The following is a 10,231-nucleotide window of genomic DNA, read 5'->3' as shown; positions in this document are numbered from 1 at the left end:
AGTAGCGCATCTCTGATGTTAGGAATAGCGGACCAGAGGGTTGACCCTTCTCGTAGCATTCCTAGAAAAGAATTTAGTCGGTGAATAGCGCAGTTTGGTAGCGCATCTGGTTTGGGACCAGAGGGTCGGGGGTTCGAATCCCTCTTCACCGACCACCATTAAGAAAACCTGAATCGAAAGATTCAGGTTTTTTTTCGTCTGTAGTTTGTGGTAATAGTGAATAGCGCAGGTTGGTAGCGTATCTCTGATGTTAGGAATAGCGGACCAGAGGGTCGGGGGTTCCCTGATATTAGAACCTAGCTCTTCACCGACCACTATTAAGAAAACCTGAATCGAAAGATTCAGGTTTTTTTTCGTCTGTAGTTTGTAGTAATGGTGAATAGCGCAGTTTGGTAGCGCATCTCTGATGTTAGGAATAGCGGACCAGAGGGTCGGGGGTTCCCTGATATTAGAATCTAGCTCTTCACCGACCACCATTAAGAAAACCTGAATCGAAAGATTCAGGTTTTTTTTCGTCTGTAGTTTGTGGTAATAGTGAATAGCGTAGGTTGGTAGCGCATCTCTGATGTTAGGAATAGCGGACCAGAGGGGCGGGGATTCCCTGATATTAGAACCTAGCTCTTCACCGACCACTATTAAGAAAACCTGAATCGAAAGACTCAGGTTTTTTTTCGTCTGTATAAAATGGATAGTAGTTTGGATGACCAGAGGGTCGGGGGTTCCCTGACATTAGAACCTAGCTCTTCACCGACCACTATTAAGAAAACCGTATCGAAAGATGCGGTTTTTTTTCGTCTGTAGTTAGTGGTAATAGTGAATAGCGCAGGTTGGTAGCGCATCTCTGATGTTAGGAGTAGCGGACCAGAGGGTCGGGGATTCACTGAGCACTATTAACACTAACGACAATAAGATTATGACCTAATTTAAATCCTATTTTGTCATTTTCTATAGCGAGATTACGGAGCAGCAATAGGGAATCTTTAATGCTCAAGTGCGTGATGAGTAGATCACGGATAGCTCGTGCCTCCCTTTCGAGATGACGGATGATAACCCCTTCATCTCGTTATGTTAATTACTCACCTTGCTATAGTTGATTACCCTCGAGGACGATAAGGAATCGAAGGCTTTCAAATACGGTTAGTTAATTAATTCTATTAAAATATTATTCGTCATCGAACACGATTAAGAAAGTCCCATTTTAGTTGCAATTGGCTTTTGTACTAGAGGTGATTTTCTCAACCTTAAAGCCTTGTTGTTTCATTAAATTAGGTAGTCCTTGATCGCCAATTAAATGAAATGCGCCAACAACCACCATAAATTTACCAGATTGATAGGGGGTCGTATGTGCTAGCGTCTCTGCCCAATGCTGATTACGATCAAAAATTAAAGCGTCGTCAGTTGTCGGATCAAATTGACTCTCATTAAAGAGCTGTTCAAGTTTATTACTATCCCCGTGTTGCCATACTTTTACTAAACAGCGTAATGATGATTGGGTTTTATCCCATTCATTAATGGTTTCAATCAACATTGGTGCGCCATTGTCTGGAAGGTTTTCAAGCATATTAAATTGCTGGCTAACACTTTCTAATTCATGGATCGGAAGCTTTTGTTGTTGTGCGCGTTGTAACAGCACATAGTCGATACCATAATCCGATTTTAGATCGAGTTTATCAGCAAGAGCGAGTTGGAGGGTAACGGCGGTTAACCAAGGTGGTTGTTGGAGTAATTGATCAAATGAAAGATTGAGTGTTTTACTGATCTTTTGTAATTGTTGCAGTGTTGACTCTGATAATGCTTGATGAGTGAAAGGTGGTGCAAGGGTGGGGGCTACATTTGATTGTTGTAAAATATTGGCTTCTACAATCAGCGCATCAGCTTGTTGCCATTGTTCAAGAAATACATCGGGTAATGGAAACATGGCTTCTTTACCTGCATGAATTGAACCTAAAACATAAAACTCACGTTGTTGATCATAAATCTTCCAAATAATCGGCTCAGCCAGTGCCGGTTGGGAAATGAAAGGCAAGAGTAGTAATGCTTTTGATAAGAGAGATTTGAACATAGATTATCGCTGATTAAATAGGATTGATTAAGTTATAACAAATATTAGCGCAGAGTGAGATCAAAAAAGGCTACCGAAGTAGCCTTAATACTCTTATTTAGTTACTGGAATAGTACTATTTTGAGTTACGAACACTTGGATGAAGCCAGAACCACCAGACAATAAATCCAATTGCAGCGACGCCTAATAAAAAGCACATATTATTTCTCCTGATGTTGTTGGCTTGGCTTAAATAAACGTAACCGGTTAGCATTACTGACAACGGTAATGGATGATAACGCCATCGCTGCGCCTGCAATAACAGGGCTCAGTAGTGTTCCTGTAAGCGGGAATAACACTCCCGCAGCAATTGGGATACCTAAGGTATTGTAAATAAAGGCACCAAATAAGTTTTCTTTGATATTTCGTAGGGTCGCTTTTGAGAGCTCTAATGCATCAGCTACACCATGTAGAGAGTGGCGCATCAAGGTAAATTGCGCACTTTCAATCGCAACATCCGTACCACTACCCATTGCTATACCGACTTCTGCTAACGCGAGTGCAGGGGCATCATTTATGCCATCACCGACCATCGCAACTCGCTTGCCTTGTTGCTGTAATAAGGTAATTTGTGCTGCTTTACCATCGGGTAACACATCAGCAACGACATCTGTAATACCAAGCTTAGCTGCAATAACCTGTGCAGTTTTAATACTATCCCCTGTTAGCATAACCACATTAAGTCCCATATTCTGCATCCGTTTAACAGCGGAAAATGAATCTTTACGTAATGGATCACTGATACCAATAATCCCGGCTAATAGCCCATTTTGTGCTAAGTAAACAGGTGTTGCACCTTGGTTGGCAATGAAATCAAAATCTGTTTCAGCATGGGTGATTTTAATATTATTCTGATTCATGAATTTAGCATTACCTAACAACAGCTGCTGTTGATCGACAGTGCCTGAAACTCCGAGTCCTGAATAAGTCATAAAATCGCTATGTGGATATAGATCTAACTGTTGCTGTTGGGCTGATTGAACAATAGCGTTGGCTAATGGATGTTCAGAACTTTGTTCTAAGCTTGCTGCTAATTGAACTAGTTGTTCACGGGTTAACGTATTATAAATTTTATAATCAACAACTTGTGGCTTACCTTCAGTTAAGGTACCTGTTTTATCTAATACCACAGTATCAATGCCCGCGGCTTGTTGCATCGCCTCTGCATCTTTAATTAAAATACCGAGCTCTGCCGCGCGTCCAACGCCAACAGTCACTGACATTGGTGTCGCTAAGCCTAATGCACATGGACAAGCAATAATCAGTACGGTGGTTGCGGCAACAAGCATATAAACAGAAGCCGGTTGCGGACCAAAATAAAACCAAGCCATTGCGGTCAAGATGGCAATGATCATCACGCTGGGAACAAAGATACTTGAAATCGTATCAGCTAAACGTGCTAGAGCTGGTTTACTACTTTGTGCTTGACGGACTAACTGAATAATACGTGCCAGCATCGTATCTGTGCCAATGTGCTCTGCTTTAAACAACAAACTGCCTTGCTGATTAATAGTACCGGCTCGAACGTGATCACCGATTTTTTTATGCACTGCTAGTGGCTCACCTGTCAGCATTGATTCATCAAGGTAGCTATTACCATCAATGACGCTGCCATCAACGGCGACTTTAGCACCGGGTTTTAAACGTAACGTCATACCTGCAACAACAGCACTTAATGGTTGCTCAGTCTCTTGACCGTTTTCAACCACAATAGCGGTTTGAGGTTGAAGATCTATTAAGCGTTCTAAAGCTTTTGAGGTACGGCTGCGTGCTCTCGCTTCTAATGCATGGCCAATAGTAATAAGACCGATGATCATTGCTGATGCTTCAAAATACACATGACGCGCAGCTAACGGGAACAGATCAGGAGCGATAACCACTGCCATTGAAAATAACCACGCAGCACCGGTTCCTAACGCAACCAGTGTATCCATAGTGGCGCGATGGTGAAGGAACGCTTTCCAGCTATTGATATAAAAGTCTTTACCCGCGGTGACTAATAATGCCAACGTGATAAGACCAATAACCCCCCAACTTATTTGGCTAGTGGTTGAGTCAATTACCATGCTGCCGCCAAAGATCCCCCAAGCCATTAATGGAACACCTAGTGCGAGTGAGACGGTGGCATTACGGATATGGGTTTTAAATGTTTGTTGGTTTTGTTGTTGTTGGCGAATACGGCGTGTTTGGTCATCTTCGCTTTGTTCTGCACCATACCCCGCATTCTCAATAGCCGTTATAACCGCTTGTAGTGATGCTTGGCCGTAAATTAAGGCTGTACGCTCTGCAAGGTTAACGTTAACACTATCAACACCCTCTACGGCCTTTATGGCTTTTTCTACTGATGCAACACAACTGGCGCAAGTGAGTCCAGATAAGAGTAATTGGGTGGCAGTGCCCTGAGATGCGATAATTGGCTCAGGCTCAGGCTCAGGCTCAGGCTCAGGCTCAGGCTCAGGTGCGATGGGGTTATTGGTAACATCTGGTGCTTGATCTCCAGTGTTGAGTGTCGCTTGATAACCTGTCGTTGTTACGATAGTAATAATATCGTCAGCAGTGAGTGATGTAGTAACACTAAGGTTATTTTTATCAATCGTAATGATATCGATATTATCTTGGGTTAATGCTGTGGTTAATTTAGCGACGCATTTACCGCAGGATAGACCCGTTAAGGTAAAATTATAATGGTACTGTATTTGACTTGTTACGACCTGATAACCTAATCCAATAATGAGGTCGGTTAGTGCTTGCTTACTTATTGAGCCAGAGACATCAGCCAGTTGTTTGGTAATGTTAAAATGTGCAATATCATGACGTTCATTCAAGGCTTGTTCAATTTTAGCGACACAGCGACCGCACGATAAACCACTAATGGGTAATTGGTAATGATAACCAACTTGATAGCCTAATGCGGTGATGGTATCAAAGAGAGAGGGTAAAGGACTCTCTGTAGAGACTGTTAGTTGTTCAGTGTTAATATCAATAAGTTGGATTGCAGGTAGAAGGCTGATGGCATCACGAATTTTATTAACGCAACGCATACAGCGTACATTGGTAAGAGGAAGAGTAATGGTATTCATGTGCTCGCCTTTTTATACTGAGATGAAATAATGTAGTTAGCATAATCCTTCCAGTAACTATAATGTCAAGGCTATTTTTTTATACAGTAGAGTACACAATAATGATGAGTATTAGTGATGTTGCAAAACAAACTGGATTAACCGCTAAAACGATTCGCTTTTATGAAAGTAAAGGCGTTATAAGTGCTGCGCCTCGTGGTGCTAATGGGTATCGTTATTATAATGCTGAGCATATTGCGGAGTTATTATTAATTAAGCGCTCTCGAATGATTGGATTCTCTTTAGAAGAGTGCCAACAATTATTGGCGTTATCGACCAATCCTGATCGGCATAGTCGTGATGTTAAACAAAAAGCGCAACAAAAGCTGGTAGAGATAGACCATAAAATAGAAGAGTTAAAGCAAATTAAATTGACGCTAACTGCATTAACTGAGCAGTGCCCAGGTGATAAAAATGCGCAATGTCCGATCATTGATAGCTTAACTAAAAATGGCTAAATAACCGTTTCAGGATGATTATTTAGCCATAAGTTAGTTAGTGGCCACTATCCATCATAGATAACGTACCATCATAAGGAATAACCCGTAATTGCTTAGTTGGTGATGAGGTATAGCTAACCATGGCGTTTTTGTCTAAGCGTTTGAGATTAAATTGATGCCAGAAACATTCATGGGTCCAATTGAGACTTTCAATAGCAGCATTAGTGATTTTTTTAGTGTGATCTTCGGTATCGACCACGAAGATAGCTGCATTGCCAAAGGCGTAGAAATAGAGTCCTTTTAAGACGGTATAACCGTTGTCTTGTTTAGGATCTGGGTAGTCAATGAGTGTGTATTGCCCAAATTTACAGCTACCAAATTGCTCATGACTGGAAGTTACGTATTTATAGTTAAAGTCACATCCCATGCCGTTAATCACGGGATATAGCATTAAAAGCAATAATGCTATGACGAGATATTTAAATTTTTTCATACATTTTTCCAGTGGTATCAATGTAAACCGTGCCTTTACCGCTCAGATTTTGTGGTAGTTTTTGTAAATTGAGCATTTCAATGTTACCACAAATTTTTTGATTATTAACGGTAACACAAGGCGGAGACTGCCAACTGCTAGCCCATAACATCACCCAAGCAAGCATCGCGGTTAAGCAAACACCATAGCTAATTTTTGTCATAGTAGGAAATGAATGGGTTGTTGATGCTTGTTTGGTGTGATGAGTATCAGTTCCAGCAGTATTGCTATCACTGTGATGATCGACAGGTTGTAACTGTTCAGCATTATGTTGCTCATTATCGACCACAATTTCAGGTTGAAACTGTTGTTGGATGAAAGTGTTATTGGCAATGGTAAAACCAGCCCCTTTGATGGTGATGATAATTTCATTTTTACTCTTAAACGCTTTACGTAAGTTTGCAATAGCAACGTTTAATGAGTTAGGGACGACAACTTTATCTGGCCAACCAATTTCAAGAAGTTTTTCTCTACTGATAATCTCACCGCTATTATCAATTAAAAACTGGAGAATCTTTGTCTCGCTGGCACTAAGTTTAGTGGTAGCCTCTTGGTTGGTATAAGCACTCTTTTGAGGCTCAAAAACATCCTTACCGTATTTATATATGATCATGGCGTTACTACCTATCTTAGTATCTGTTTTGTGCAGTACGCTCTTAAATACGACTGCTTTTTTATTGTTATTGTTTTCAGTTTTGAAGTGCGTCGGTGTTTATACGCGCTATAAATCTTCATTTTTGAGAGTAAATAAAAGAGTAACAAGGGAGTTACTTCGGCTATTTTTACTCTAAAAAAGGCCATCACACATCTCGGATGTTTATTTTCAAAGCAAATGCTAACAAAAAAAAATATTTATGGAAGAGATGATAAAGGATAATTTAGCCTATAAAAGATGGGATATGATTATTTATCATATTATAAGTAGTATAAAAAAGTATATTTTTCATATTTTTTTTTACAGATTGATGGTGAGGGTTTATTTGTTTAACTGATTGTTTTTCATGTATTGTACCGTGATTTTATCAAGTATTTATCTTTTTTTATATGAATCATTTGGTTTTAAAAAAACGTTTTTTTTCATTTATCTAAATTTTTTCTGAAAGATTTATTTTTCAGAAGCCATTTTTTTGACACGTGTGAAAAAACGCCAATTAATTGTGAACATCATTTTTTATTATTTGCCTTAATGTTGACTCAGTCACAAAATGGTTGGGTTCCTGACAAAGACTGTCCTGCGATACACACTTAAAAAAATAGATAGTACGCACTTATATGGGCAGACAATTAGAAAGTTTTAAAGCATTTAACCAATGGAGTTAAACATGAAATTGAAATCTCTATCTCTAGCTGTAGTAGCAGCTTTATCTCTAGGCGTTGCTACATCAGCAATGGCTGCTGATGCACCTGCAACGGCTACAAATAACACTGCGCTAACTCAATCAGCAGCAACTGGTCACTGGTACGCTGGTCAAGGCCACGGCTTCTGGGTTGGTGGTGCACTTGGTATGGGTTATGTTGGTAGCGCTGATTCAGGCGCATTTGGTGGTCAAACTAATGCACCTAGCGCTAAACTAGATGCTGGTTACGACTTCAACCAATATGTTGGCGCATACGCTAGCTATGACTTCATGCATAACCTAGGTGGTTCAAACCTAAACCTAGCAACTGTAGGTGTTAAAGGTAACTTACCTCTTACACAAAAATTATCAGCATTTGCTAAAGTAGGTGCAACTTACATCTACGCTGGTGATAAAGACGCTAATCAAGTATTCCACATGCGTTCTGATAGTTTCTCAGCAACTGGTGGTTTAGGTCTGTCTTACCAGATCACTAACGCACTATCTACTCAAATCGGTGCTGATTACTACCAAAACCTACGTACTTCACACGGTCACGCTGATCTAACTCAAGCGTACTGGGGTATGACATACAAGTTTGGTCAACCTGCAACACCAGTAATTGTTACTAACAATGTAGAAGTTGTTAAAGAAGTTGCTGTTGAAGCTCAAATCCCAACTCGTTCATCTTACGTTCTACCATACCAAAATGGTGAAACTAAGCTAAACGCTTACGGTCGTTACAACCTAGGTGAGATTGCTGCAACTATGCAAGCTAACCCAGAAGTTAACGCTCAAATCATCGGTCGTACCGATAGTGTTGGTAGCCAGGCTATTAACGATAAAGTGTCTTCTGAGCGTGCAGCAAACGTTGCTAGCTTCCTAGAAGCAAACGGTATTAGCGCAACTCGCTTAACTGTTTCTCACGTTGCTAACACTAACCCAATCCAAACTAATAAAGCAGACAGCACTAACTACGTGCAGCGTTCAGTACAAATCATCCTTAAGTAATTAAGACGATTGTACAAACGGTCTAGTTTTAACTAGTTTGAATTTTAATGCCGATGAGAGATCATCGGCATTATTTTATTTGATTGTTATCTCAATAGCCTGTTTAGGGATGATTAAAGCAATCTATTGAGATTAAGATTGAGTTATAGAGTAATGATGAAAAAGAGTAGATTCTGTTTATTAATATTATTAGCGATTTCATTGACGGGCTGTTTTTCTAATCAGCAATTAAAGAAATCAACGCAACTGGTTGGAGAATGGACACTGAAAGGTGGGGTCTGTATTCCTGGGGTGACCAAGCATAGACCTAAATTAGATATTAATGCTGATATGAAGGTTTCTGGCTTTACCGGTTGTAACCAATTTAAAGGTCGTTTAATTGCGGCTGATGGTAGTTTTACTTTACCTAGTGTTACCCGCAGAATTTGTTTGCCAGAGCTTGTGACCCAAGAAGAAAATATGCTCAATGTTTTGCGTAGTGCAACCAGTATTGAAGTAATTAATGATACCTTAGTGGTTGATTCTGGTAATAAGTTTTTAGTGTTTGAAAAAACGAACGCGAGTTAATACTTAGACTAATTATTCTGAATAGAAAAAGGCCCGTCAGCATGATATATGCTGATGGGCCTTTTTTATATTGTCGAATAATTAATATAATAATGAATACAATTGACGACGATAATTAGCAGCAATGGGATTACCTTGACCTAATGCGGCTAAAATATCCATCATGGTCTTTTTAGCATTGCCATCAGCAAAATTAAGATCGCGGCGAAGAATATCAAGTAATAGTGCTAATGCTTCTTCATTGCGGTTGACTTGGCTGTATTGAACAGCAAGCTCAAACGCAATATTTGCATCGCTTGGATTAGCCGCTAATTTTTGTTCTAACTGCTGAATTTCCGGAGAGTTGCCTGCTTGTTTGTGTAATTCAAGCTTAGCAATCAAGCCTTTATATTTAGCATCTTGATCTTGCATTGGAATGGTTGCAAGAATTAACTCTGCTTCATCAAATAATCCAGCCGCAACTAAACACTCAGCAATCGCAAGTTCAATAATACTATTTTTAGGGAATTTGTGTGCCAGCTGGCGCAGTAATGCTAGTGCTTGATTGTAATCTTGGCTTTCTACTAATGTTAATGCATGTTGTAGTTGAAGTTCTTCCGGTGTTGGTAAATGACGATGTAGCATTTCACGTAATGTTTGTTCTGTTTGCGGCCCAGCAGAACCATCAATAGGCTGACCACCCTTAAATAAGGCAACAGTGGGTAAACCACGCACACCAAACTGAGAGGCTACCATTTGTTGCGTTTCACAGTTCACTGTCGCAAGTGTAAATTGGCCTTGATATTCACGCGCAATTTTTTCAAGCGTTGCATTCACTTCAAGGGTTTCTGGCATTGAAGGTGCCCAAAAACTGATGGCTACCGGCGTTTGCATCGATTGATCGATGATTTGCTGAAGATTCTGTTCGTTTAATTCAAGAGCGACATTTTGATACATGTGCTGATATCCGTTTGCTATTTGAAAGGCTATATCAAATATATGGGGATGAATCGAGGCGAATCAAGAAAATAGCAGTAAATGGCGCTAATTATTAAAGGTAACCATTACCGCAATTGTGATACAGAGACAGATAATATTAATTTGGCGCAACGACATACTACACCTCAGATAAGAAATTTTACGAT

At 39.9% G+C, this 10,231-nt stretch carries 8 protein-coding genes and 2 tRNA genes; 5 read left to right on the top strand and 5 right to left on the bottom strand.

The genetic code is table 11. The features are described 5' to 3' along the window. The first annotated feature begins 78 nt into the window (after nucleotides 1-78). A tRNA-Pro gene (locus BTO21_RS08855) sits at nucleotides 79-155 on the top strand. A 218-nt stretch (nucleotides 156-373) separates the two neighbouring features. Beyond that, a tRNA-OTHER gene (locus BTO21_RS20070) sits at nucleotides 374-473 on the top strand. Nucleotides 474-1,198: 725 nt separating this feature from the next. Here BTO21_RS20070 and BTO21_RS08850 read toward each other — a convergent pair. Next, complete coding sequence (locus BTO21_RS08850) at nucleotides 1,199-2,062, bottom strand: TraB/GumN family protein (protein WP_045031222.1); 864 nt, start codon at nucleotides 2,060-2,062, stop codon at nucleotides 1,199-1,201. A gap of 200 nt (nucleotides 2,063-2,262) precedes the next feature. Continuing rightward, nucleotides 2,263-5,181 (bottom strand): cation transporter, encoded by a 2,919-nt coding sequence (locus BTO21_RS08845; protein WP_244906768.1) that lies wholly within the window; start codon nucleotides 5,179-5,181, stop codon nucleotides 2,263-2,265. 104 nt (nucleotides 5,182-5,285) lie between these two features. Between BTO21_RS08845 and cueR the strand changes: the two genes are divergently transcribed. Continuing rightward, nucleotides 5,286-5,678 carry a Cu(I)-responsive transcriptional regulator gene (gene cueR, locus BTO21_RS08840; protein ID WP_045031228.1) on the top strand — a complete coding sequence of 131 codons (393 nt, stop codon included), beginning with the start codon at nucleotides 5,286-5,288 and terminating at the stop codon, nucleotides 5,676-5,678. Nucleotides 5,679-5,715: 37 nt separating this feature from the next. Here cueR and BTO21_RS08835 read toward each other — a convergent pair whose 3' ends face one another. After that, a complete protein-coding gene (locus tag BTO21_RS08835; RefSeq protein ID WP_065192626.1) occupies nucleotides 5,716-6,153 on the bottom strand; it encodes a hypothetical protein in 438 nt (145 codons plus the stop codon). Further along, the gene (locus BTO21_RS08830) at nucleotides 6,140-6,805 is read right to left on the bottom strand and encodes a transcriptional regulator (protein ID WP_045031230.1); all 666 of its coding nucleotides are present in this window, start codon (nucleotides 6,803-6,805) and stop codon (nucleotides 6,140-6,142) included. Before BTO21_RS08830 ends, BTO21_RS08835 begins: the two co-directional genes overlap by 14 nt. 709 nt (nucleotides 6,806-7,514) lie before the next feature. Between BTO21_RS08830 and BTO21_RS08825 the strand changes: the two genes are divergently transcribed. Both BTO21_RS08825 and BTO21_RS08820 read left to right on the top strand, forming a co-directional pair. Beyond that, nucleotides 7,515-8,540 (top strand): OmpA family protein, encoded by a 1,026-nt coding sequence (locus BTO21_RS08825; protein WP_045031232.1) that lies wholly within the window; start codon nucleotides 7,515-7,517, stop codon nucleotides 8,538-8,540. Nucleotides 8,541-8,696: 156 nt separating this feature from the next. Then, nucleotides 8,697-9,107, top strand: coding sequence for an META domain-containing protein (locus BTO21_RS08820; RefSeq protein ID WP_045031234.1), 411 nt, complete (start codon nucleotides 8,697-8,699; stop codon nucleotides 9,105-9,107). A gap of 81 nt (nucleotides 9,108-9,188) precedes the next feature. Here BTO21_RS08820 and BTO21_RS08815 read toward each other — a convergent pair whose 3' ends face one another. Then, on the bottom strand, nucleotides 9,189-10,043 hold the full coding sequence (locus BTO21_RS08815; protein WP_045031236.1) for a co-chaperone YbbN: 855 nt from the start codon (nucleotides 10,041-10,043) through the stop codon (nucleotides 9,189-9,191). Nucleotides 10,044-10,231: the final 188 nt, after the last annotated feature.

It is taken from the genome of Photobacterium phosphoreum, assembly GCF_002954725.1.
In the GTDB taxonomy this organism is placed as follows: domain Bacteria; phylum Pseudomonadota; class Gammaproteobacteria; order Enterobacterales; family Vibrionaceae; genus Photobacterium; species Photobacterium phosphoreum.
Note: the sequence above shows the minus strand (reverse complement) of the source record. Positions and strands in the feature narration are given on the sequence as shown.

Excerpts from the sequence above, each read along its gene's own strand:
- BTO21_RS08835 (WP_065192626.1), bottom strand. The coding sequence starts at position 6,153 with ATGAAAAAATTTAAATATCTCGTCATAGCATTATTGCTTTTAATGCTA.
- BTO21_RS08850 (WP_045031222.1), bottom strand. The coding sequence starts at position 2,062 with ATGTTCAAATCTCTCTTATCAAAAGCATTACTACTCTTGCCTTTCATT.
- BTO21_RS08845 (WP_244906768.1), bottom strand. The coding sequence starts at position 5,181 with ATGAATACCATTACTCTTCCTCTTACCAATGTACGCTGTATGCGTTGC.
- cueR (WP_045031228.1), top strand. The coding sequence starts at position 5,286 with ATGAGTATTAGTGATGTTGCAAAACAAACTGGATTAACCGCTAAAACG.
- BTO21_RS08815 (WP_045031236.1), bottom strand. The coding sequence starts at position 10,043 with ATGTATCAAAATGTCGCTCTTGAATTAAACGAACAGAATCTTCAGCAA.
- BTO21_RS08825 (WP_045031232.1), top strand. The coding sequence starts at position 7,515 with ATGAAATTGAAATCTCTATCTCTAGCTGTAGTAGCAGCTTTATCTCTA.
- BTO21_RS08820 (WP_045031234.1), top strand. The coding sequence starts at position 8,697 with ATGAAAAAGAGTAGATTCTGTTTATTAATATTATTAGCGATTTCATTG.
- BTO21_RS08830 (WP_045031230.1), bottom strand. The coding sequence starts at position 6,805 with ATGATCATATATAAATACGGTAAGGATGTTTTTGAGCCTCAAAAGAGT.